Genomic DNA, 23,220 nt, shown 5'->3' with positions numbered 1-23,220 from the left:
GTCTCCTGAATGGTTTTCGAAACACCCGGGCGTTTCAGGCCGCGAGATACCCGCCGTCTACGGGCAATGTCACGCCTGTTATGTAGGTGGACATCGGCGAGGCGAGAAACAGCACCGCGCCCACGAGTTCTTCGGGCTTGCCGACGCGCCTCATGGGAACTCGGCTCATGAAGCGTTCGAGCCTGGCCGGGTCCTCGCGCGTGAACTGGCTCATGGGCGTTTCGATGACGCCGGGCGCGATGGCGTTCACGCGTATGCCGTCGCCCGCGAGGTCCACGGCGAGCGACTGGGTCAGCATCTTCACGGCGCCCTTGGACGGCGAATAGCCGAGCGTGTTGGGCTGGCCCGAGAACGACGCGATGGACGCGACGTTGACGATCGCGCCGCGTGTTTTTCGCAGCATGGGCAGCCACGCGTGGCACACGTTGAAGGTGCCTTCGTGATTCACCTTCATGACGCGCTGAAAGCTGGCGAGGGCGTTTCCGCTGTCTACGCCTTCGCGAATGAGAATGCCCGCGTTGTTCACAAGCACGTCGATGGGGCCGAGCCGGGCTGCGATGTCGTCGGCCACGGCGCGGCATTGTGCTGCGTCGGTCACGTCGAGCTGGCACGCGTAGGCCGCGCGTCCGCTGGCTTCGATGAGCGCGGCGGTTTCGCGGGCGTTGGCTTCGTTCATGTCGGAGGCGACGACCGATGCGCCCGCCTCGGCGAGTCCGATGGAAATGGCGCGGCCGTTGCCCTGGCCGGCGCCCGTGACGAAGGCGATTTTGCCGGCGAGGAGTGGGAGTTTCTGGTTCATTAGCTTAACTAAATGATAAAAAACAAGGTGGAAAGATAATTCGTCGAAAGGAGATCCGCGTGCGGTTTTTAATGCGCCGCGAGCGCGTGCTGCGCAGGCATGCCGCCCGTTTCCGCATGCGCCTCGCGTGCGCCATCGGCAATATGGTTGGCCGCGATAAAACCGAATGTGAGACCGGGTCCAAGCGTGATGCCCGCGCCGGTGTATTCGCCGCCCATGATGCTGGCGGCGTCGTTGCCTGCGGCGTACAGGCCGGCGATGGGCGAGCCGTCGCGCGAAAGGGCCTGGGCGTGCTCGTTCGTGCGCAGTCCCATGAACGAGCCGAGATCGCCGGGCACGAGCTTGATCGCGTAGAACGGACCGTTGGCGAGCGGTTCGACGCACGGGTTGGGCGCGTGCAGCGCATCGCCCTGGTAGCGGTTATAGGCCTTGCTGCCGCGGCCGAACTGGAGATCGCGGCCTGAACGCGCGCCCTCGTTGTACTGTCGCACAGTCGCTTCGAGCGTGGCGGCATCCACGCCAATTTCATTCGCCAGCGCTTCGACCGTTTTGCCGCGCTTGAGGTATCCGTTACGCAGATGCGGGCCGAGCGGCAGCGGGAAAGGCTTGACGAAGCCGAGCCCGTAGCGCCGGATAGCCGCGTGGTCGGCAATGAGCCAGCACGCCGTTTCGCTCTTGCCCTGCGACGCGGCGATCATCGCCTGCACGACGTCGTGGTACGAGTTCGCCTCGTTCGCAAAGCGCCGCCCGTCCAGGTTCACGGCGATCACGCCCGGTTTCGCGCGGTCGATGAAGTGCGGCATGATGCCGGTCGTTCCGTCCTTGCGCGGCACGAGCGACATGGGCGTCCATGCGGCGGCGTTCGGGAGGCTGCTGTCGAACACGCCGCCCACCGCTTCGGCCATGCGGATGCCGTCGCCAACGTTGGTCTGCGGCGTGGGCGAGTAGTGGCCGTGCCCGGCCTGCACGTGGGGATAGGTGGACTTGCGCCGTTCGAGGTCGTGCGGAAAGCCGCCGGTGGCGAGCACCACGGCGTGCCGCGCCTTCACTTCGATTCGTTCTCCTGCACGTTCGAGCAGCGCGCCTGTCACGCGGGCTTCCTCGCACAGCAGGCGCGTAGCCGGGCACGAGAGCCAGACGGGAACGTCGAGGTCGGCGGCGGATTTCGCGAGGCGCGCGGCGAGCGCGTTGCCATTGGTGAGCGTCATGCCCCGGCCGAACTTCCTGACTTCCCGGAAGTGCTTCGCGAGCCGTTTGGTCACGTACCACGCAGATTCGAGCGAGCGCGTCACGCGCATGAAGTGGACGATGTCCTTGCCCGAGCCGATCGTGACGCCGAAGACCGTCAATTCCGGCAGCACGGGGCCTAGCGTTTCGAGCAGCGGACCCAGCTCGCGCGCATCGTAAGGGCGCGTGACCATCGAGCGGCCGCCTTGCGCGGCGCCGGGCGCCTCCGCGTGATAGTCCGGAAACGTGAGCGGCATGTCGAACTGTACCGCTGTGCGCGACATGAAAAATTCCACCGCCTTCGGCCCATTCGCCAGGAAGGCGCGCACGCGCGCTTCGTCGAAACGGCTGCCGGCCTGGTCGCGGATATAAGTGAGCGCCTGATCGGGAAGTTCGCGATGGCCCCACGCGTGCGCGAGATGCGTGTTGGGAATCCAGAGCCAGCCGCCCGAGCGCGCGGTCGTGCCGCCGTAGTACGCGGCTTTCTCGGCCACGATGACCTTCAACCCGCGGCTCGCGGCGGTAATGGCCGCCGACATGCCGCCCACGCCCGAGCCAATCACGAGCACATCGCATTCTGTTTGCGTCAGGGACATCGACCTCTCCGTTCTGGTGCGGACGGCGCCGATCCACGCCGTCTCCGTGATTGCTAGATTAAAACTAGCTCGCTAGAGAATATCTTGTAGTTAACCCTATGCGATTGCATTAGATAATGACTAATGCGATACTGCGGCGACTTTTTTGGACAAGCAGGGGAAGGGACGTGGAAAAGGCTCAGACCGAAGCGTCGCCGGAGCGCGAGCGCCGCGGCATACAGTCGATCGAGGTAGGAGGCGAGATTCTCAAGGTGCTGGCTGACGAGGCCAGGCCGATGGCGCTGCGCGATCTCGTGAAGGCCGCGGGCATGCCGTCGGGCAAGATCCATCCGTACCTGGTGAGCTTCGGCAAGATCGGGCTGGTCGCGCAGGACCCGGCTACCGGGCACTATCTGCTGGGACCCATGGCAATCCAGCTCGGGCTCGCGAGCCTGCAGACGCAAAACCCCATTCGCGAGGCCACGCCTTTTGCGGAAGCGTTGTCGGAGGACACTTCGCATGCGGTCGCGATTGCCGTGTGGGGCAATCTGGGGCCGGTGATCGTGCGCCTGATCGACGCCTCTTATCCCATCCACACGAACATCCGCACGGGCACGGTCATGTCGCTCGCGAATACGGCGACAGGCCGCGTGTTCTCGGCGTTTTTGCCGCGCAGGTTCACTGAGACGCTGCTGCTCGACGATCGTATCCGGCTCGGCCCCGACATCGCGCATCCGCTGGAAGCGCCGGTGGTCGAGGCGATGATCGACGAAGCGCGCGAGCGGCGCATGGCGCGCAGCATCAATCATCCGACGCCTGGCATCGTGGCGTTCTCCGCGCCCGTTTTCGACTACTCGAAAAACATTGCGCTCACGCTCACCATCATGGGCCCGACCGGCACGCTGGACACCGACTGGGACGGCCCCGCCGCCCGCGTGCTGCGCGATTGCGTGGAGGCGATTTCGCGGCGGCTCGGCTACCGGGCGTAACGCGAAGCGGGCGCGCTAGCGAAGATTCGCCTTGAAAAACGCGAGCACGCTGGCGTCGAGCTGCTTGTGAAAGGCGACCCGGTCGAACCCGCGCTCGTCCACGCAGATCTCGGACATCTTCTCTTTCATCGCCTCGGCGCAGGGCGCGAGGAAGGCGAAATGCGCCGCGTTGTCCACGACGTGATAGTCCGGTTTGCGCGGCAACGCACTCGCGAGCGCGGGTGCGCTCTGGGGCAATACACCGTCGCCGCCATACTGCGAAGCCCATAGCTGGATGGGCGCCGTCACGTTCTTCAGATCATTCGCGGCGGGAAATACGTTGAACGGGTCGGCGATCACGAACGCCCTGATTCGCGCGTCGGTTGGCAACGGCGGCCGGGGCACTTCTCCGCGCGCGACCTCGTCGCACACGGGTGGCCTCGGGTCCGGGCAAGGGACGTCGGCGTGCTGAAAGTCCGGCACGCCGCCCGCCAGTATCAGCCCCGTATAGCCGCCGCGCGAAAAGCCAAAAAAGCCGATGCGCTGCGGGTCGATTTTCGCCGCGTCGGGCGCGGCGCCCAGCATGTAATCGATCAGACGCTTGATGTCGGTCGGCCGCTCGATGAACTCGGACATTTCGCCCGAGCGGCTTTGATCGGCGAACGAGTCGCCGGGATGATTGATTGCGGCCACAACGAAGCCCGCGTCGGCCAGCGTCTCGGCAAGATCATGGTGACCGAGAAACGAGCCCGTGTGGCCATGCGAAATGACCACGAGCGGGAGCTTGTCGCCAACGGTCGGGCAGTCGCGCCGACCGTGCAGGATGAATGGACCGAACGGCACGTCTTCCGCGGGCTGCGCGCATGGCGTCCACACCATCGCGTTCAATGCGGGGCCGTTAGCGTCGGCGGGAATGTCGAGACGTTTGAAGCCTGCCGCGTGCGCGGTCGCCGCGAGCAGGCACAAGAGCACGGTCACTAGCGAAGCAGCGGCATACGGACGCTTGTTGCGGGTGGTTGTCATAGTGCTTCCCGAGAGTCGGTTACGACAATTGCGCCTCGATCGCGGCCTTGTCGACGATGGACCATACCTGCGCGATTTTCCCGTCGCGCCAGGCGTAGAAGACATTTTCCGGAAACGTCACGCGCCGTCCGTTCACGGGCAAACCTGAAAAGACGTGTCGGGGCGTGCAATCAAAACGTAAGCGGCTGGCGATGAGCGGAGGCTCGGCGACCAGCAGCTCGATTTCGAAACGCAAGTCGGGAATGTCGCGAACGTCCTGTTCCAGCATGGCGCGATATCCCGCGAGACCCAGCGGGCGGCCGTTGTGGATCGCATCCGGAGCGACGAATTCACCGAGCGAATCCCAATCGCGCCGGTTCAGACAGTCGATGTAGCGCCGGTAAAGGGCGCGCAGATCGCGGGCGTCCTCGCTTTCGTCCTCGCTTTCGTCCATTACGGTCTCCTTATCGCATGACGATGCACCCGCGATGGTAGACGAAAGCCGCATGCGCAGCGCCGAACGCGCCATACAGGCATGCGAACTGCGCGACCTTGAAACTCACCCGCAAGACTTCAAGCCGAGGCACGACATGGACAAGGCGCCGCTCACCCGAAACCCACCCCGCAACGAGAAGCCGGAATCCGGCCGCAAGACCAAGGCGTACCCCTACGCATCGGGCGGCTGGGGATCGCTGAAGGCGGTCACGCAAATCCTGATTCAGGAAAAGACCGTCGTGCGCGATGCGACGATTCTTCCGCATCAAAACAAGCCCGACGGTTTCATGTGCGTGAGCTGTTCGTGGGCGAAGCCCGCGCATCCGCATGCATTCGAGTTCTGCGAAAACGGCGCGAAAGCCACCGCGTGGGACACCACGCCCAAGCGCGTCGACCGCGCGTTTTTCGAGCGGCACACCGTGAGCGAACTGCTCGAATGGCACGATCACGATATCGAAGACGCGGGCCGTTTGACCGAGCCGATGCGCTACGACGCGCAGACCGACCGCTACGTGCCGGTTGCGTGGGACGAGGCGTTCGCCGCGATTGGCGCGCAACTGCGCAGCTTCGATCCGGCCAGCGTGGTGTTTTATACCTCGGGGCGCGCCTCGCTGGAAACGTCATACATGTTGCAGCTTTTCGCGCGCATGTACGGCACCAATAATCTGCCGGACAGTTCGAACATGTGTCACGAAAGCACGAGCGTGGGCTTGACGCAGGCTATTGGCGTGGGCGTCGGCACGATCGGCCTCGACGATTTCGAACACACCGACCTCATGTTCTTCTTCGGCCAGAACGTCGGCACCAATAGTCCGCGCATGCTCCACCAGTTACAGGACGCGCGCAAACGCGGCGTGCCCATCGTCACGTTCAATCCGCTGCGCGAGCCGGGTCTCGTTTCGTTTGCGAATCCGCAGTCGCCGCGCGACATGCTGTTGCCGGGCGATGCGGGCAACACGCAGATCAGCACGCAATATCACCAGGTGCGGCCAGGCGGCGACAGCGCGGCGCTCGCCGGCATATGCAAAGCCGTGATCGCGGCGGACGACGAAGCCAGGACGCACGGCGCGCCCCCGGTGCTCGATGTGGCGTTCATACGCGAGCACACGGTGGGATTCGAGGATTTCGCGGCGTATGTGCGCGCGGTGCAATGGGACGAGATCGAGCGAGAGAGCGGTCTGACGCGCGCGGCGATCGAATCGGCCGCGCGCGAGTACATGCAGGCCAACGCCGTGCTCGCGCACTACGGCATGGGTCTCACGCAGCATCGCCTGGGTGTGCAGAACGTTCGCATGATCTGCAACCTGCTGTTTCTGCGCGGCAACGTGGGCAAGCCGGGCGCGGGGCCCTCGCCCATACGCGGCCATTCGAACGTGCAGGGCCAGCGCACGGTGGGCATTACCGAAAAGCCGGAACTGGCGCCGCTCGATCAACTCGCGCGCCAGTTCGGCTTCGAGCCGCCGCGCGAGAAGGGCTTCAATACCGTCGAAGCCTTCGAGGCGATGGTCGAGGGCAAGGTGAATGCCGTCGTCAATCTGGGCGGCAATCTCGTGCGCTCCGTGCCCGACCGCTTGCGCACGGAGCCCGCGTGGCGGCGCCTGCCGCTCACGGTCAACATCGCAACGAAGCTCAATCGCAGCCACCTCGCTCACGGCGATAACGCCTACCTGCTGCCGTGCCTGAGCCGCATCGAGATCGACCGCACGGGCGGCCGCGAACAGGTCGTTTCGATGGAAGACAGCACCGCGCGCTTTCACGGCTCGCGCGGCGTGGCGGAGCCCCCTTCGCCGGACGTCCGTTCCGAGCCCGCGATTCTCGCGGGGCTGGCGATTGCGACGCTCGGCGAGCGTTCGACCGTGGACTGGCGCGCGTGGAGCGAGGACTATGCGAGCGTGCGCGCGCAGATGGCGAAGACCTGGCCGGAGATGTTTCAGGACCTCGAAACGCGCATGTGGACGCCAGGCGGTTGCGTGCGGCCGCTCCCCGCGCGTTCGCGCGAATGGAAGACGAAGAGCGGCAAGGCCGAGTTTCTCGTGCCCGAAAGTCTGTGCGAAGACCCCGATATGCCCGTGACCGAGCCCGACGCGCTGCGCCTCATGACGCTGCGCGCGGACGGCCAGTTCAACACCACGCTCTACAATCACGACGACCGCTTTCGCGGCGTGCGCGGCTCGCGCATGGTGCTGCTGATGAACCCCGACGACATGGCGGCGCGCGGCATCGACGAAGGCGACCGGCTGACTTTGCGCACGGTCGCGAACGACGGCGTCGTGCGGGAAGTGGCGGGTCTCGCCGCGAAACCCTATGACGTGCCGCGCGGCTGCCTCGCGGGCTACTATCCCGAGTGCAATCCGCTGCTGCCGCTCTGGCACTACGCGAGGGAAAGCAAGGTGCCGGGCGCGAAGTCGATTCCCGTGCGCGTGGTGGACATCGACAGGACGACGCGCGCGAACGCCTGAGGCAGCCCGCCGATGCTGGGCCGGTTGTGAACCGCCTGACCGATGCACGGCAGCCGGGAACGCGCGGTCTGCGGCGCAGGAAGTGGCCGAAGCGCTGGTGCGCATGGACATTGCCAGCGCGGAAAGCCGAGCGCCGCACAGGCCCTGGTGTGGGGCGTCGGCTTCAGGCATCCCGCGTGCGCATGCAGGAAGACCAGCCTGGCCGCTCGTGCGCCCTACGCGCGAGCGGCGCGGGTGGTTTCGCTGCGTACGCCACGATCGGGCTTCGGGTGGCATGACGCAATGTCACGCCAATACCAGGGAGTTCGAATGATCGGGGTAATCATTCCTGCGCACAACGAAGAGCGCATGATCGCCGCGTGTCTCGCCTCCGTGCAGCGCGCCGCATTGCATCCGTCACTGCGAGGCGAGGCGGTTCGACCGCTCGTGGTGCTCGACGCCTGTACCGATGCATCGGCGGAGATCGTCGCTGACTTCGGATTCGACGCGCTATGCATTGCGGCGCGCAACGTGGGTGTTGCGCGGGGCGCCGGTGCGCAGGCGCTGCTTGCCCACGGCGCCCGCTGGCTCGCCTTCACCGACGCCGACAGCCACGTCGCGCCCGACTGGCTCGCCGCGCAACTCGCGCTCGCGGCGGATGCCGTATGCGGGCCCGTCAGCGTGGACGACTGGAGCGCGTTGGCGCCGGGCGCCCGTGCGGCATGGGAGCGGCGCTATCGCGACATGGACGGGCACCGCCACGTGCACGGCGCGAACCTCGGGGTCGCCGCTCACGCCTATTTGCGCGCCGGCGGTTTTCCGCCGCTTGCGTGCAGCGAGGACGTCGCACTGGTGGACCTGCTGATCGCAACCGGGGCCACGCTCGCATGGAGCGCGGCGCCGCGCGTGGTGACAAGCGGGCGGCTAGATGCGCGCGTGCGCGGGGGCTTCGGCGACACGCTCGCCGCCTGGGCAAACGGCCTCGACGACAGCAGCGAGCCTTCTGCCGCGCCTTGAGGCCCGTATTCACTCGCATTCACTTGCATTCACGCGCGTTCGCGCCTCGCGACGCTGAGCGGATCGCGGCTCCATACATCGAGCAGGAAGTCGGCGTCTTCGATCCGCGCTACCTCATGCAGCAAGGCGTTCGATGCGGCCCGCGCGAAGATGCCGTGCACCTCCGCGCTTTGCAGCATCCACGTTTCGCCGCCATGACGCCAGTGGCAGCAGGCGAGCGTGCCATCGGCGGCAAGGGAGGACGCGGCTAGCATGGCGAGCGTCGTGCAATCGCCTGCGTCGAGGTAGTAGGCGAATTCGCTCACTACGATCAAGTCGAACTGGCCTGCGGGCCAGTCGATCGGCATGGTCAAAGTTTGCACGCGCACGTTCGTCAATGACGCAAGCCGCGCTTGCGCCGCCTCGACCGCGCGAGGCGAAAAGTCCCCGCACAGCAGATGGTCGCAACGGCACGCGAGGTCCGCGGACAACGCTCCGATTGCGCACGCCGGTTCGAACCCGCTGCGGTAATGCTCGCGCGGAAGCGATGCGAGCAGCAGCGCGCGTTTGCGCGCCTCGTACCAGCTATAGCGGTAGCGCCACGGATCGGGGCTGGCGGCGAACTTGTCGTCGAAGTAACGGGCGAGCGACGCGGGCGTAAGATCCATCGCAATCCTTAATATCCGGAATTCTATAGATGCCAGTCTTCGCCCGACTCGAGTACCGCACTCGCGAGCGCGGCAAGATCGGCTTCCGCATGGCTCTGGCGCACGAATACCGGCAGGTCGGCGCTCATGCGCGCGAACCAGCGGTCGCGGCATAGCGGGGCCGCGCCCATGCCGCGCGCGCAGGCACGCAGCGTACTCTCGACCGCGCTTTCCACGGCGCCTCGCGCGCGTAAGGCGATTCGCGTGGCGTCCGCGCGCGGCGCGGCGTCGATGGCGGCCGCGCACTCGCGCAGGCACGCGCGCGCGGCTATGAGCGCCACGTCCGCCGCGCCAAGGTGGGCGCGCAACCAGGGGTTGTCGCGGCGCTGGGCGGCGTCGCGCAGCCGGCCGGCGAGCGCCGCCGCCGCGCCATACCAGCAAGCCGCGATGCCGGCGCCGCCGTGCCAGAAGCCGGGGCGGCGCACGTAAGCGCCCAGCTCGCCGACGAGCGTGGCGTGGGCATCGGCAAAGTCTACTTCGACGCTTTGCGTGGCTTCCATGCCGACCGCTTCCCAGCCGCGTTCGCTCACCGTCACGCCCGGCTGATCCAAGGCGAGCGCCGCGAGCCAGTCGCCGCCGTTCGTGTCCACGCACGTCACGAGCGCATGCGTGACGAAGCGCGCGCCCGAGCACCACGCCTTGGTGCCCGCGAGTTTCACGTGCGCGCCGTCCCGCGAAGCGAAACTCAGTTCGTTGGCGGGCGAGCGCGCGGCCCAGACGGCCCAGATGGATGGCCGATCAGCGGCGGTGGTCTCGAAGCGCGTGGCCGGCGCGAGTTCGGCGAGAATCGCGCGCGCATCGGCATGGGCTTCGTAAATCTTCACCAGCGCGAGGTCGCGCGCCGCCACGGCGGCGAGAAATTGCCAGCGCGCGAGCGTGTTGCCCGCTCCCGGCATGGGCAGGACGGGAAAGGCCGCCGCGAGCCGCCCAGCCGCGCCCGCGAGTGTCGTCGCGTCGAGGGGCAGCGGCTCGCTGGCGAGCATGGCATCGAGTTCCGCGTGCCAGTGCGCGGGTAAATCGGTCATCATGGCGGACTCCGGCCCCATGTGAGATGCCCACGCACCAGCAAACCGCATGCCCTCGCATCCTCACATCCTCCCTCAGCCACGCGCGCGTTGCCCGCTGCGCCGCAGCGACGGGCACGGGGGACAAAAGGCACGAATGTTGCGCAAGGGAGGCGTCCGTGCGCCGGCGGCGGCCTGCGCTTTGCCCTGACGTTCGACAAGGAGAAAGACTTCCGTGCCGGAAGAAGCCCTGTGGTTTTTGCTGATCGGCGTGCTGCTCATGTTCGTGGCGCTTGCGCGGGGCCCCATCGCGCGCCTGCCGCTTACGGGCGCCATGATCTATCTGGCCGTGGGCATTATCGTGGGGCCGGGCGTGGTTGGCCTCGTGCACACCGACCTCGCGCAAAACGTGCGTACGCTGACCGTCGTGGCCGAGGCGGGGCTCGTGATTTCGCTCTTCTCGGTGGGTATGCATCTGCGCGTGCGGCTGCGCGACCGGCTCTGGCGCCTTCCGCTGCGTCTGGGCGTGCTGGCGATGGTGTTCAGCGTCGCGTTGATGTACGGCTTTGGCGTGGCGTTGGGCGCGAGCGCGGGCGTCGCCATGTTTCTGGCCGCGGCGCTCGCGCCGACCGACCCGGTGCTCGCGAACGAACTGCGCGTGCGCGAGGCCGGCGACGCCGAACCGGTGCGATTCGCACTCTCGGGCGAGGGCGGCCTCAACGACGGCGCGGCGATGCCATTCGCGCTGCTAGGCCTCGCGCTGTGCGGCGTGCACGGCGCCGACACGCAAAGCGCGATGGCGTTCGTCGCGTGGGTGGCGTGGGGAATCGTCGGCGCGCTGCTCGTGGGCGCCGTGTTCGCCACGCTCTGCGTACGGATCGTGTTTCATCTGCGCACGCGTTACGGCGAAGCGGTAGGACTCGACGGTTTCATCGCAATCGGGCTGATGTCGGTGACGTACGGCATGGCGCTTATTCTGCATGCCTATGCATTCGTGGCCGTATTCGCCGCAGGGGTGGCGCTGCGCCACGAGGAATTGCGCGCGACGGGCGAGCGCAGTCCCGCCGAAGCGCTCGAAACCGTGCAACTCGGCGAACTCACGGAAGTCGCGAAAGATCCGCAGCGCGCGCATGCCTGGCTCGCCGAGGGCATGACGGGCTTCACGCTGGAGATCGAACGTCTCGCTGAATTCTCCGTACTGCTGATTATTGGTTGCGTAATTTCCGCGCATTGGCGCGAGATGCTCGACCTGCGCGCGGTGCTTTGCGCAATCGTGCTGGTGTTCGTGGCACGGCCTTTAGCCGTATTAGCGGCGATGGCGGGGTCGAGCGCGGATAAATCGCAGCGCGTGTTGATGGCGTGGATGGGCATACGCGGCGTGGGCGCGTTCTACTACGCGGTGTGGGGTATCGACCAGGCCGGCGACGCGCTGCGGCCCGTGCTGCCCGCCGCGCTCGACGCCATCGTGCTGTCCGTCGTGCTGCACGGCGCGACGGCGGGCTACGTGCTCGAGCGCTATTACCGCCGGCAGGAAGCGCGCGGGGCATCGGAACGCCCTTTGCGGGCTAGAGAAGCGTTCGACTAGCCGCCGATCCTTCTTCGACTCACGGCAAACATTCCGACGAAGCGAAGGCGCCGCGTGGGAAGTGAATCCGGTCGGAGGTTTTCGCGGTACAGCCCGAAACGCTAAAAGGAGAGCGTATGTCGAAAGCGTCCCCGCCTCACCTGCGCGATGGCGCGCCGCGATTGATCGTGGTGTCGCCGCATCTGGACGACGCCGTGCTTGGTTGTACAGGACTCCTTGTTAGGTGCCCAGGCTCGATCGTGTGCACGGTATTCGCGGGAGAGCCTGCCGAGCCTCTACATACGGAATGGGACGAAGCGAGCGGGTTTGCCGACGCGCACGAAGCCCTGCGTGCGCGCAAGCGCGAAGACGAGCACGCGCTCGCGTTGTGCGGCGCCACGCCCCTGTGGCTGGATTTTCTCGACGGACAGTACGGCGCGCCGCCGGACGTTGAAGAGATCGCGCATGCACTCCATGAACAGTTTGAACGCTTCGCCGGGTATGTGCCTGTGTGCCCGTTCGGCCTGTGGCACTCCGATCACGAACTGGTGGGCGCCGCGTGCCGTTTGCTGCTGAAAACAGGGCGCGTCGCGCGATTCATTGCCTATGAAGACGCTATTTACCGCGCGATGCCAGGCGTGTTCCAAAGCGGCCTTCGACGTCTCAAAGCGGAGCGCTTGCGAGCGAGCCCCATGAACGCGCGGGCGTTAGGCGACTATCCGGCGCGAGAGATCGCGGCGATCAAGCGGCGCGCGATTCGCGCCTACCCGAGCCAGAATCGTGCGTTCGGGCCGTTTCCGCCCGATGTGAAGCGGCCGGAGCGCTATTGGCAGGTGGAGCGCGAATCGTCGCTAAAGTCGACTCGCAGCGCGCCGAGCCAATCGTTACTGCCAGTCTGAATGTGCAGGTCCGGGGTCGACGCGAGTGCATCGCACGGCGGCCGGTGCTCGCGCCGTCGAACGACAGCAACGCTTCTTCGCCGCCAATGCGAGCGGCGACGCAAACGAACGAAGCGTAGTCATATGAGCGGCGTGCCGCCCGTAACGGCGAGCGTCGCGCCCGACATATAGCTGCCCTCGGGCGACGCGAGCAGCACGTACGCGCCGGCCAGTTCGGCCGGTTGCCCGGGCCGTCCCATCGGCGTGGCCTTGCCGAACTCGCGCACGTCCTCGGGGGACATGGTCGAGGGAATGAGCGGCGTCCAGATCGGCCCGGGCGCCACGCAGTTCACGCGGATGCCGCGCCCGGCCACGAGCTGGGCGAGCCCGCCCGTGAAGTTCTGGATGGCGCCCTTGGTGGCCGCGTAGGCGAGCAGGGTGGGCCTGGGTTTGTCCGCGTTGATCGACGCCGTGTTGATGATGGCCGCGCCCGGCTGCATGACGGCGACAGCCTCGCGCGAAATGCGGAACATGGCGCCCATATTGGTATCGAACGTGCGGTCCCATTCTTCGTCGCTGATCGATTCGATCGACTCGTGCGTCATCTGGTAGGCCGCGTTGTTCACTAGCACGTCGAGCTTGCCCAGTTCGCGCACGGTCTTGCTCACGAGTTCGCGGCACCATGCGCGGTCGCAAATGTCGCCGGGCAGCAGGAGCGCGCGCCGTCCCGCTTCTTCCACCCAGCGCGCGGTTTCCTTCGCGTCGTCGTGCTCGTCGTAATAGGCGATGGCGACGTCGGCGCCTTCGCGCGCGAAGGCGATGCATACGGCGCGTCCGATGCCGCTGTCGCCGCCCGTGACCAAAGCGATCTTGCCGGCAAGCCGGCCTGAGCCGCGGTAACTGTTTTCGCCGTGATCGGGCTGCGGGTCCATGGGCGCGGTGCGCCCGGGCGTGCGGTCCTGCTGCTGTTCCGGCATGGGCGCAGTGGGGCGTTGTTCGTTCATGATGCTTACCTCGTAGGGTGACGTTGCGTTTTGCAGGTAGCGCGTGCAGGTAGCGCGGGCGCAATGCGCATGCCGTGTGCGCTGCGCGAGCGCGATCGGCCGGCGGGTTTGGGCACGGCCTTGGCCCAGCCGTCCACCAGGCATCGGGCGCCTGTTCACGCGGTAAGGCATACGAAATAATCTGCGAGGGCCGCGCCTTCCTCGTGAGGTTCGCGCAGCGGCCCATTTACTGCGGTTTCCCCACTTTCAGGTTGTTCGTGACGGAGACCACGCCGTCCAGGTCGTGCACCACATTCTCGGCCTTGTCGCGCTGCGCTTCGTCGGGCACGGTGCCCGTCAGCGTGACGGCGCCGCGTTGCGTCGTGACATGCACGTCGCCCGAGGTCACGCCATCGGTGGCCATGAGCGCGGCTTTTGCGTGCGCGGTGATGAGGGTGTCGCTTGCCTCGCCGCCGTAGCCGGGATTGCCCGCCGCCAGATTATGCGGCGGCAACTGGTTGGGCGGCGGGACGGCGCTCGCGCCCTGCGAGCCGCTCTGGGCAAACGCGGCCTGCGCGGCGAGCACAAAGCACAGGCCCGCGAGGCTGCCCGGCAAATGACGCTGGTGGGCGTGGCTCGCGCGCAGGGCGCATCGCAACGGGTTCATGACTGTCTCCTTCGTTTGCCGGGCGCAAGCCGGTTGAGCGCAATTTTCCGCGCAACAGGCGTGCCGGGCGGCCGCTTCGCCGCCCGGGAATTCCCGGCGCGCAGCAGGAAGCGAGATCAGGCACAGCGAGTGCTCTTTCGACGGAGGTCACTTCAAAGGAGCCGGCAATGCTTTACTACGCGGTCGTTTTCTTCGTGATAGCCATCATCGCGGCTGTCTTCGGCTTTGGCGGGATTGCCGCGGGTGCGGCGAGTATCGCCAAGATTCTGTTCATCATCTTCGTGATTCTGTTTCTGGCGAGCCTGCTGTTCGGCATTACGAGGCGCTAGGCGAATCGCCAGTAACCCCGCACGTTCAAAGGAGTGAGCACCATGGCAAATACGGATTCGAACCGTAAAGGCGCTGCGACGAACCTGACTACCCCGACCGACCTCGGCGACGACGCTCGCAAGGAAGTGTCGGCGGGCCTCACCAAGCTGCTCGCGGACGTTTTTACGCTCTTCGTCAAGACGAAGAATTTTCACTGGCACGTGAGCGGTCCGCACTTTCGCGACTATCACCTGTTGCTCGACGATCAGGCCGCGCTCGTGTTCGCGATGATCGACCCGGTTGCCGAGCGCGCGCGCAAGCTCGGCGGCCCGACGTTGCGCTCGGTGGGCCAGGTCGTGTCGCTCAAGCGGCTTTCCGATAACGACGCGACCTTCGTGGCCCCGGAAGCGATGCTCGACGAACTGCGCCACGACAACGAAGCGCTCGTGAAATACATGCGTGAACTGCACCAGCTTTGCGACGACAAGGAAGACGTCGCCACGGCCAGCCTGATCGAGAACTGGATTGACCAGACCGAGGAACGCGTGTGGTTCCTCTTCGAGACGACGCGGCATACGCACTAATGCTGGCAGCAGGAGATCGACATGCAACCCGAAAAACGCGCGCAGGAGACCACGCCGCCCCCGCTCGAACCCGACGACCGCGCAGACGCGCGTCCCGCGCACGCGGAGCCGGGCGAGCGGGACGAGCGCGAGAAGCGCCGGCACGAAAAGTCCGAAAACGAGCTGCCGTCCACGCAGGACAAAAATCCCATACCGCCTGGGACTACGCAGCGAACGTCATGACGCCCGGCTGCCCGTGTGAAGGGCAGCCGCGCCGGAAATTATTCAGGAGTCCACCATCATGAACATTTCCTTTCCCGAAGGTCCGGTCGAGTACGACAGCGCGGAACTCGCGCTAACCTTTGTTGCGGTGGCGGATTCTGTCCCTGTGGACTGCGCGATTACGGCCGAAGCGCTCGAAGATCGTTTCGGCGCGCGGTCGCTGCGCGAGCCCGATCTGCGTCAGGCGTTCCACCGCAACCGCGCCGCCATCGAGGCGGCCGCCGCCCGGCTCATCGAAGAGACGGACGGCAAGCCGGTGATGCTCCATAGCGGCTATCTGCGGATGTACGGCACGAGCAGGCATTAGCCGCCGGTCGGGATGGGCGGGCGCCGGTTACTCGCCCGCTCCCGCCTTGCAGCGCGCAATCTGCTTCTTCGCTTCTTCCACCACGTGCTCCGGCGTGAAGCCGAATTTGGTTTTCAGCGCCTTGAGCGGCGCCGAGGCGCCGAACGTGTGCATCACGATCTGCGAGCCGAAGCGGCCCACGTAGCGGTCCCAGCCGAGCGTCGCCGCCTGCTCCACCGCCACGCGCGCGTGGATGTCGGGTGGCAGCACCGAATCGCGATACGCCTTGTCCTCCAGTTCGAACACGTCCCACGAAGGCATCGAGACCACGCGCGCGGCAATCCCCTCCTGCTTGAGCGTTTCGTATGCGGAAATGCATAGCGATACTTCGCTGCCTGTCGCGAGAAGCAATACTTCGGGCTGCTTGCCATCGGGCGCGTCGGCGAGGATGTAGGCGCCGCGCCGCGTCCCTTCCGCGCTCGCGTATTTCGTGCGGTCGAGCGTGGGCAGCGGCTGGCGCGTCACCACCATGCAGGCCGGTTCGTGCGGGCGGGTGAGCGCCACGCGCCAGGCTTCGGCGACTTCGTTGGCGTCGGCGGGGCGCAGCGTGAGCAGGCCCGGTACGCTGCGCAGCGCGGCGAGCTGCTCGATGGGCTGGTGCGTCGGGCCGTCCTCGCCCACGCCGATCGAATCGTGGGTGAACACGTAGACCACGGGCAGTTCCATGATGGCCGCGAGCCGGATAGGCGGCTTCATGTAATCGCTGAATATGAGGAATGTCGATGCGAACGGCCGCAGGCCCGAAAGCGCGAGGCCGTTTGAGACCGAGCCCATGCCGTGCTCGCGAATGCCGAAATGCAGGTTGCGGCCGTCGTAGTGATCGCGCTCGAAGCTGCCCGCGCCTTCGAACTTGAGATTGGTCTTGGTGGACGGCGAGAGGTCGGCGGCGCCGCCGATCATCCAGGGCACACGTTGCGCAATGGCGTTGAGCACCTTACCCGACGACTCGCGCGTGGCGAGGCCTTTTTCGTCGGCGTCGAAGGTGGGAATGTCGGCGTCCCAGTCCTCGGGCAGCTTGCCTTCGAGCATCAGGCCCAGTTCCTTCGCGGGCTCGGGGTAGCGCTTCGCGTAGTCGTCGTAGCGCTGCTGCCACGTTTCGTGCGCCGCCTTGCCGCGCGCGCCCATGCCTTGCGCGAAATGTTCATACACGCCGTCGGGCACGAGAAATTGCGCGTCCTCCGGCCAGCCGTATGCACGTTTGGCGAGGCGCACTTCTTCCTCGCCCAGCGCCTCGCCGTGCGCGGCCGCCGTGTCCTGCCGGTTCGGCGCGCCCCAGCCGATGATGCTCTTCACCACGATCAGCGTCGGCTTGTCGGTCACGGCCTGCGCTTCCTTGATGGCGGCTTCGATGGCGTTCGTGTCGTTGGCGTCGTCCACGTGCAGCGTGTGCCAGTGGTAGCCGCGAAAACGCGATTCGACGTCGTCGCTGTAAGCGAGGTCGGTGTGGCCCTCGATGGTGATGCGGTTGCTGTCGTAAAACCAGATCAGATTCGACAGGCCCAGGTGGCCCGCAAGCGACGCCGCTTCGTGCGAGACGCCTTCCATCATGTCGCCGTCGCCGCACAGCGCGTAGACGCGATAGTCGAAGATCGTCGCGTCGGGGCGATTGAAACGCTGTTCGAGCCAGCGCGCGGCCATCGCCATGCCCACACTGTTGCCTAGGCCCTGCCCGAGCGGGCCCGTAGTCGTTTCGACGCCCGTCGTCATGCGATATTCCGGGTGGCCCGGCGTCACGCTGTCGATCTGGCGAAAGTGTTTGATATCGTCGAGCGAGACGGCGGGCTTGCCCGTGAGCTTGCCCTTTTCGTCCACGGCCTGGACGCCCGTGAGATGCAGCAGCGAGTAGAGCAGCATGGAGGCGTGACCGTTCGAGAGCACGAAGCGGTCGCGGTTGGGCCATTGCGGGGCAGTCGGGTCGTAATTCAGGTGATGCTGCCAGATCTGGTACGCGAGCGGCGCGAGCGCCATGGGCGTGCCGGGGTGGCCGGAGTTGGCCTTTTGTACGGCGTCCATCGACAAGGTGCGGATGGTGTCGATGGCGAGGCGGTCGAGATCGGATGGATCGGCTTTCGTGGACGAGGCATTCGACGTTGAATTCGATGACATGAGCTAGGACTCCTCGGCAGGGCGCGCTGCAAAAGGAAGGCAACGGTGAGGCAGCGCGGGAAGGGATCGGTGCGCAAATGCGGTGCCAGGTCGTGCGCTCGTGGAGGCCGCCGCTTGGTGCCGCGTTGATAGCGCATTGATACGGCGTTTCATACCGCTTTCATGCCGCTTTCATGCATACGGGCATAGTCTTTGCGATTCGAGACTACTCCACTTTTCCGGCTCGCGGCCCGATGCGCACAACGTCCCAACACAAGATCGCTGTCGTAACAGGCGCGGGTGCGGGCGTGGGCCGCGCTGTTGCAGAAGCCTTTGCGCGCGAGGGCTACGACGTCGCGCTGCTTTCGCGCGAACCCGACCGGCTCGCTCGCGCGGCCAGCGAATTACACGCCGCGTACAGCGTGCGCACGCTCGCGCTGCCCACCGACGTGGCCGACGCGCAAGCCGTGGAAGACGCCGCGGCGCGCGTCGAGCGCGAACTCGGCGAAATCGACGTGTGGGTGAACGTCGCCATGGCAACCGTTTTTGCGCCGGTCTCGTCGGTCTCGCCGCGCGACTTCGAACGCGCCACCCAGGTCACGTATCTCGGGCAGGTGTACGGCACCATGGCGGCGCTTGCGCGCATGCGCACACGCAATCGCGGCGCGATCGTCAACGTGGGCTCGGCGCTCGCCTCGCGCGCGATTCCGCTGCAATCCGCATATTGCGGCGCGAAATTCGCGGTGCGCGGCTTTACGGATGCCTTGCGCTCTGAACTGATTCATGACGGCCTCGACGTGCATATTTCGCTCGTCGATCTTCCCGCGCTCAACACGCCGCAATTCGACTGGGCGGCCAATCGCACGGGGCAGACCGCACGGCCCGTCGCGCCCGTGTACGAACCCGAGGTCGCCGCGCGCGCCATTCTTTTCGCGGCGGAACATCGCAGGCGCACGCTCTGGCTGGGATGGTCCACGGTGCGCGCCATCGTTGCGGATCTCGTTGCGCCGGGGCTGCTCGACCGTTATCTCGCGCGCGCGGGTTATAGCGGGCAATTGACGGGCGAGCCGCGCGCGCCCGATGCCCCGGAAAACCTGCACGCGCCGGTGCCGGGCGAATTCGGCGCGCATGGCCGCTTCGGCAAGGAAGCGCACAAGGCCGGCGCGCCGCTCTTTACAGACCGCCACGTTCACGCGTTGATGGGCGGCGTGGCGATTGGCGCTTTTGGCCTGGCGATGGCCTTTGCGCGCTTGCGCAAGAAGGCACGCAAACGCTTGTGACGCTTATGACGCGAATGACGGCATAGCGTTTCAGGCGCTTTCGCTTCGGCACGCTATTTTCAAGGCACGCGTTCTGCGCCTTTGAACTTACCGACAACTCAAGGAGCCTGCCATGAACAGCACGCTAGACCCCGACAACGACCTTCCCGAATCCCTGCCGCCGGGGCACGATACCGCCTCGCTCGGGCCGGGCGATTCATCGGATTCCGGCAGCGACACCCAAGGCGCGAAGCGCCATGAATTCGACCGCGATACCGAGTTAGATAACCACGCGCTCGAAGCGGGCGAGGACGAAGCCCGCAGCGATACCGATAGCTCGGGTACGGGCGAAAGGGCGTCGGCAGACGGCGATGAATCGCTGCAGCCCGACAGCGACGTGCTTCCGGACCGCATCGACGACTTGAGCGATGAGTTGTAAAAAACGGGCGGCGGCCGCAACAGCGGCCGCCGCCCGTTTTGATCAGTAAGTTTTCCTTAGGTTAAGGTGGGCCTGCAAATTTAATTGCCGAAATAAACCGGCTTCGTCCCCGGAGGCACGCCTGTATGCGCCGGTTGAACGCTCATGGGAACGGGCGAACCTGAAGCCGAGGAACCAGCCGCTACGCCGCCGTAGCCGCTCGCGCCATCGCGCGTCTGCATTGCGCCGACGCGCGCTTCCGCGGCTTGCGCCTCGCGCGGGTACGATGCCTGATCGCCTGCTGAATTGTTATAGCCGGCTTGCTGCACCTGAATCTGGTCCTGCTTCACCTGCGCGCGCGTGAGCGAATCCTGCGGGGTTTCGGTGGGCGCCATTTCCGCCTGGGCGAACGCAGCGAGAGGGGCGGCGAGCAATGCGGCCACCACGGCAACGTGCTTGATCGTCTTCATCTGACTTCTCCCTTTGGAAGTTGCGGGTTGCACGCTCACTACCGCATGTGCTGTGCCACGGGAACGACTGCTACCGATGCGCCACCGGTTTTATGCGCGCTGGCGGCAGAAATTTCCGCCCCTGGGTTTGCCGTTTCGCCAGAGTTGATTCGGTGTGCGAAGTCATGCGATGCTCTCGGCGTGAGCAGCCTGGTGCGAGGAGACCAGCGAAGTGCCCCAACACCAAGGAGGCAACATGAGCACGCAGCTTCGATCTCGCACCCACGCCGCATCGCCAGACGATGCGCATTGCATTCAAAGAGGCTTACTGTCATTCCCGCCCCGAAAGTGGCCGCAGCGCTCGCGCACTGCCATCGGCGCGGCCAGTATCGCAACGTTATTGTTCGTTCATACATCGAGTTTCGCCGATACGCAGGTGGGCGCCGCGCTGCCGCCCGCGCCCGATATCCTGTACGGCGATCTCTTCGTGGCGGTGCAGACCGCGCAGATCTTTCCCGACCAGAAGACCTTCGTCGACTCAACGCCGACCACGGACCCCGCAACCATCGTGCAGCTTTATGAAGCGCAGAAGAATCAACCGGGCTTCTCGCTGCTGAATTTCGTGAACCAGTACTTCACGCCGCCGCCCGATCAGAGCATCACGCCGCCGGCGGGACAGACGTTGCGTCAGCACATCGACTGGCTATGGACCGGGCTCACGCGCACGACCACGTCCGCGCCCGACTACAGTTCGCTCGTGCCGTTGCCGAAACCTTACGTCGTGCCAGGCGGCCGATTCAGGGAGGGCTATTACTGGGACACGTACTTCACGATGCTCGGGCTGCAGGAGTCCGGCCATGAAGACCTTGTCGACGACATGCTCGACAACTTCGCGTACATGATCAACACGTTCGGCCATATACCGAACGGCAATCGCACTTATTACCTGAGCCGTTCCCAGCCGCCGTTCTATTCGTACATGGTGGAACTCGCGGCGAATAAGGAGGGCAACAGTGTGTATCAGAAGTACCTGCCCGCGCTGCGCAAGGAGTACGCGTACTGGATGCAGGGTGCGAGCAGCACGCCGCGCGGGCAGGCCACGCGCAACGTGGTGGTGCTCAAGGACGGCACCGTGCTCAACCGTTACTGGGACGAACTCGACACGCCGCGCGACGAGTCGTATATCGAAGACGTGCAGACCGCGCAGCAGGCCACGGGCCGCCCCGCGAAGGAGGTCTACCGCGACCTGCGCGCGACGGCCGAAAGCGGCTGGGACTTCAGCTCGCGCTGGTTCGGCGACAACCAGAACCTTTGGACCGTGCGCACCACGTCGATCATTCCCGTGGATCTGAACAGCCTCCTGTTTCATCTGGAAACGACGATCGTGCGCGCCTGCACGGTCGCGCGCGATTTCGGCTGCGTCGGGCAGTTTGCGAGCTACGCGGCGCGCCGCGCGCAAGCGATCAATCGTTACCTGTGGAACGACAAGGGCTACTACGGCGACTACGACTGGCGGCTCGGCAAGCCGCGCGACAACCTGACGCCGGCCATGATGTATCCGCTGATGGCGGGCGTGGCCTGGCCCGACCGCGCGCAGAAGACGGCGCAGACGATGCAAAACGTGCTGCTACAGCAGGGCGGACTCGCTACGTCGATCTACAACACCGGGCAGCAATGGGACGCGCCGAACGGCTGGGCGCCGCTGCACTGGATCGCCATACAGGGCCTCAAGCAATATGGGCGCGGCGATCTCGCGAAGCCGGTTGGCACGCGCTTTCTTGCCGACGTGGAAAACGTCTATAACACGCAGCAAAAGCTCGTCGAGAAATATATCGTCGAGGGTGCGGGTGAAGGCGGCGGGGGCGGCGGCGAATATCCGTTGCAGGATGGCTTTGGCTGGACCAACGGCGTGACGCTGATGCTGCTCGATATGTACGGAGGCGGACAGTAACTTCGGAGTGCTATGGACTGTTTCGGCGTGTTAGCCGAATGCCGCGACGGGTCGGCTAACGCGCATACCGCGATCTCGAAACCGTCCATGGCACCCGCAAGCCTGGCGAGCCGGCCGCGAGATGTATGCCTTAACAGCGCCTTTATGACTCGAACGGATAAACGTATCGGATTTGCTTCGTTGTCAGCGTGCGTGTGGATCACGTAAATTTGAAGGCATTGCTTACCTGAAGGCTTGCTGCGTGACTACCCCTGCCAATTCGATCGCTTCTGTTACATCGAGCGCGCCTCAGCGCTTCGAGATTCTGCCTTTGGATGCGCCGCTTGGCGCGGAAGTGGTGGGCCTCGATCTCGCGCAGCCGCTTTCGAGCGACGATTTCGCGCGCATTCATCGCGCGCACCTCGATCATCACGTGCTGGTGTTTCGCGACCAGCGCATCACGCCGGCGCAGCAGGTCGAGTTCAGCCGCCGTTTCGGGCCGTTGCAGATTCACGTGCTGAATCAGTTTGCGCTGGCGGGCCACCCGGAAGTGCTGATCGTCTCGAACATCGTGGAGAACGGCAAGCCCATTGGTCTCGGCGACGCGGGCCACTTCTGGCACTCCGATCTCTCGTACAAGGAGAAGCCGAGCCTCGGCTCGATGCTGCACGCGCAAGAGTTGCCCGCCGAGGGCGGGGATACGCTGTTCGCCAACATGCATCTTGCGTGGGACACGTTGCCCGCGCATTTACGCCGCGTGGTGGAGGGCAAGCGTGCCGAGCATACTTATCTCGCGCGTTATGCGGAACTTCAGGCGCTTAGTCCATGGCGGCCGGATCTTACCGCGGAGCAGATCGCGCAGGTCAAGCCGGTGGTGCATCCTGTCGTGCGCACGCATCCCGAGACCGGGCGCAAGGCATTGTTTGTGAGTGAACATTTCACTACGCGGATTGTTGAGCTGTCTGACGGTGAAAGTCGGCAGGTGCTCGATGAAGTGTTCGCGCATAGTGTGCGTGGGGAGCACTGTTATCGGCATGTGTGGCGCGAGCGGGATCTCGTGTTTTGGGATAATCGGTCGGTTATGCATCTTGCTGCTGGGACGCCTCGTTATTTGCGGCGCAAGCTCTTTCGTACTACTGTTGAAGGGGATTTGCCGGTTTGAGGTTTTTTTTTGCTTTTTCTTGGTTTCGTGGTGGTATGCCAGGGTTGCCCCTGTGCGGGGCGGCACCTACTTTCTTTGCAGCGGCAAAGAAAGTAGGCAAAGAAAGCCGCTCAA

At 65.3% G+C, this 23,220-nt stretch carries 23 protein-coding genes; 13 read left to right on the top strand and 10 right to left on the bottom strand.

What is annotated here, in order from left to right:
• Nucleotides 1-34 precede the first annotated feature (34 nt).
• A complete protein-coding gene (locus U5768_RS30995) occupies nt 35-799 on the bottom strand; it encodes an SDR family NAD(P)-dependent oxidoreductase (protein WP_322034134.1) in 765 nt (254 codons plus the stop codon).
• Between the two features lie 68 nt (nt 800-867).
• Nucleotides 868-2,622, bottom strand: a complete 1,755-nt coding sequence (locus U5768_RS30990; RefSeq protein WP_322034133.1) for an FAD-dependent oxidoreductase — start codon at nt 2,620-2,622, stop codon at nt 868-870.
• 167 nt (nt 2,623-2,789) lie between these two features.
• Here U5768_RS30990 and U5768_RS30985 point away from each other — a divergent pair, with 167 nt between their 5' ends.
• The gene (locus U5768_RS30985) at nt 2,790-3,590 is read left to right on the top strand and encodes an IclR family transcriptional regulator (protein ID WP_322034132.1); all 801 of its coding nucleotides are present in this window, start codon (nt 2,790-2,792) and stop codon (nt 3,588-3,590) included.
• 15 nt (nt 3,591-3,605) lie between these two features.
• On the opposite strand, the gene U5768_RS30980 is transcribed toward U5768_RS30985, so the two are convergent.
• On the bottom strand, nt 3,606-4,592 hold the full coding sequence (locus tag U5768_RS30980; protein ID WP_322034131.1) for a dienelactone hydrolase: 987 nt from the start codon (nt 4,590-4,592) through the stop codon (nt 3,606-3,608).
• A gap of 19 nt (nt 4,593-4,611) precedes the next feature.
• Nucleotides 4,612-5,025 (bottom strand): ester cyclase, encoded by a 414-nt coding sequence (locus tag U5768_RS30975; RefSeq protein ID WP_322034148.1) that lies wholly within the window; start codon nt 5,023-5,025, stop codon nt 4,612-4,614.
• Between the two features lie 136 nt (nt 5,026-5,161).
• Between U5768_RS30975 and U5768_RS30970 the strand changes: the two genes are divergently transcribed.
• Both U5768_RS30970 and U5768_RS30965 read left to right on the top strand, forming a co-directional pair.
• Entirely contained in the window at nt 5,162-7,525 is a 2,364-nt protein-coding gene (locus U5768_RS30970; protein ID WP_322034147.1) for an FdhF/YdeP family oxidoreductase, read from the top strand.
• Between the two features lie 309 nt (nt 7,526-7,834).
• Complete coding sequence (locus tag U5768_RS30965; RefSeq protein WP_322034130.1) at nt 7,835-8,521, top strand: glycosyltransferase; 687 nt, start codon at nt 7,835-7,837, stop codon at nt 8,519-8,521.
• Between the two features lie 29 nt (nt 8,522-8,550).
• Here the strand turns inward: U5768_RS30965 and U5768_RS30960 are convergent, their stop codons facing one another.
• A complete protein-coding gene (locus U5768_RS30960) occupies nt 8,551-9,168 on the bottom strand; it encodes an SAM-dependent methyltransferase (RefSeq protein ID WP_322034129.1) in 618 nt (205 codons plus the stop codon).
• 23 nt (nt 9,169-9,191) lie between these two features.
• Nucleotides 9,192-10,235 carry an acyl-CoA dehydrogenase gene (locus U5768_RS30955; RefSeq protein ID WP_322034128.1) on the bottom strand — a complete coding sequence of 348 codons (1,044 nt, stop codon included), beginning with the start codon at nt 10,233-10,235 and terminating at the stop codon, nt 9,192-9,194.
• Between the two features lie 211 nt (nt 10,236-10,446).
• Between U5768_RS30955 and U5768_RS30950 the strand changes: the two genes are divergently transcribed.
• Nucleotides 10,447-11,796 carry a cation:proton antiporter gene (locus tag U5768_RS30950; protein ID WP_322034127.1) on the top strand — a complete coding sequence of 450 codons (1,350 nt, stop codon included), beginning with the start codon at nt 10,447-10,449 and terminating at the stop codon, nt 11,794-11,796.
• Between the two features lie 116 nt (nt 11,797-11,912).
• Nucleotides 11,913-12,674, top strand: coding sequence for a PIG-L deacetylase family protein (locus tag U5768_RS30945; RefSeq protein ID WP_322034126.1), 762 nt, complete (start codon nt 11,913-11,915; stop codon nt 12,672-12,674).
• Nucleotides 12,675-12,793: 119 nt separating this feature from the next.
• On the opposite strand, the gene U5768_RS30940 is transcribed toward U5768_RS30945, so the two are convergent.
• Nucleotides 12,794-13,657, bottom strand: coding sequence for an SDR family oxidoreductase (locus tag U5768_RS30940; RefSeq protein ID WP_415914004.1), 864 nt, complete (start codon nt 13,655-13,657; stop codon nt 12,794-12,796).
• A gap of 226 nt (nt 13,658-13,883) precedes the next feature.
• On the bottom strand, nt 13,884-14,303 hold the full coding sequence (locus U5768_RS30935; RefSeq protein ID WP_322034125.1) for a BON domain-containing protein: 420 nt from the start codon (nt 14,301-14,303) through the stop codon (nt 13,884-13,886).
• Between the two features lie 167 nt (nt 14,304-14,470).
• Between U5768_RS30935 and U5768_RS30930 the strand changes: the two genes are divergently transcribed.
• The 4 genes from U5768_RS30930 to U5768_RS30915 are packed head-to-tail and all read left to right on the top strand — an operon-like array spanning nt 14,471 to nt 15,764.
• A complete protein-coding gene (locus U5768_RS30930) occupies nt 14,471-14,632 on the top strand; it encodes a DUF1328 domain-containing protein (protein ID WP_322034124.1) in 162 nt (53 codons plus the stop codon).
• Nucleotides 14,633-14,674: 42 nt separating this feature from the next.
• The gene (locus tag U5768_RS30925) at nt 14,675-15,196 is read left to right on the top strand and encodes a DNA starvation/stationary phase protection protein (protein ID WP_322034123.1); all 522 of its coding nucleotides are present in this window, start codon (nt 14,675-14,677) and stop codon (nt 15,194-15,196) included.
• 21 nt (nt 15,197-15,217) lie between these two features.
• Nucleotides 15,218-15,418, top strand: a complete 201-nt coding sequence (locus tag U5768_RS30920; protein ID WP_322034122.1) for a hypothetical protein — start codon at nt 15,218-15,220, stop codon at nt 15,416-15,418.
• 58 nt (nt 15,419-15,476) lie between these two features.
• The gene (locus U5768_RS30915) at nt 15,477-15,764 is read left to right on the top strand and encodes a DUF1488 domain-containing protein (protein WP_322034121.1); all 288 of its coding nucleotides are present in this window, start codon (nt 15,477-15,479) and stop codon (nt 15,762-15,764) included.
• A gap of 27 nt (nt 15,765-15,791) precedes the next feature.
• On the opposite strand, the gene tkt is transcribed toward U5768_RS30915, so the two are convergent.
• On the bottom strand, nt 15,792-17,909 hold the full coding sequence (gene tkt, locus U5768_RS30910; RefSeq protein ID WP_322034120.1) for a transketolase: 2,118 nt from the start codon (nt 17,907-17,909) through the stop codon (nt 15,792-15,794).
• 233 nt (nt 17,910-18,142) lie between these two features.
• Between tkt and U5768_RS30905 the strand changes: the two genes are divergently transcribed.
• Together U5768_RS30905 and U5768_RS30900 are read left to right on the top strand one after the other, a co-directional pair.
• Nucleotides 18,143-19,168, top strand: coding sequence for an SDR family oxidoreductase (locus tag U5768_RS30905; protein WP_322034119.1), 1,026 nt, complete (start codon nt 18,143-18,145; stop codon nt 19,166-19,168).
• A 112-nt stretch (nt 19,169-19,280) separates the two neighbouring features.
• Nucleotides 19,281-19,586, top strand: a complete 306-nt coding sequence (locus tag U5768_RS30900) for a chemotaxis protein (protein ID WP_322034118.1) — start codon at nt 19,281-19,283, stop codon at nt 19,584-19,586.
• 80 nt (nt 19,587-19,666) lie between these two features.
• Here U5768_RS30900 and U5768_RS30895 read toward each other — a convergent pair whose 3' ends face one another.
• Nucleotides 19,667-20,035 carry a DUF4148 domain-containing protein gene (locus tag U5768_RS30895; protein ID WP_322034117.1) on the bottom strand — a complete coding sequence of 123 codons (369 nt, stop codon included), beginning with the start codon at nt 20,033-20,035 and terminating at the stop codon, nt 19,667-19,669.
• 235 nt (nt 20,036-20,270) lie between these two features.
• Here U5768_RS30895 and treA point away from each other — a divergent pair, with 235 nt between their 5' ends.
• On the top strand, nt 20,271-21,965 hold the full coding sequence (treA, locus tag U5768_RS30890; protein ID WP_322034116.1) for an alpha,alpha-trehalase TreA: 1,695 nt from the start codon (nt 20,271-20,273) through the stop codon (nt 21,963-21,965).
• 241 nt (nt 21,966-22,206) lie between these two features.
• On the top strand, nt 22,207-23,106 hold the full coding sequence (locus U5768_RS30885) for a TauD/TfdA family dioxygenase (protein ID WP_322034145.1): 900 nt from the start codon (nt 22,207-22,209) through the stop codon (nt 23,104-23,106).
• Nucleotides 23,107-23,220 lie beyond the last annotated feature (114 nt).

Origin of the sequence: Paraburkholderia sp. J76, assembly GCF_905220295.1 — a bacterium.
GTDB lineage: Bacteria > Pseudomonadota > Gammaproteobacteria > Burkholderiales > Burkholderiaceae > Paraburkholderia.
This window is presented reverse-complemented; position numbering and strand designations above follow the sequence as displayed.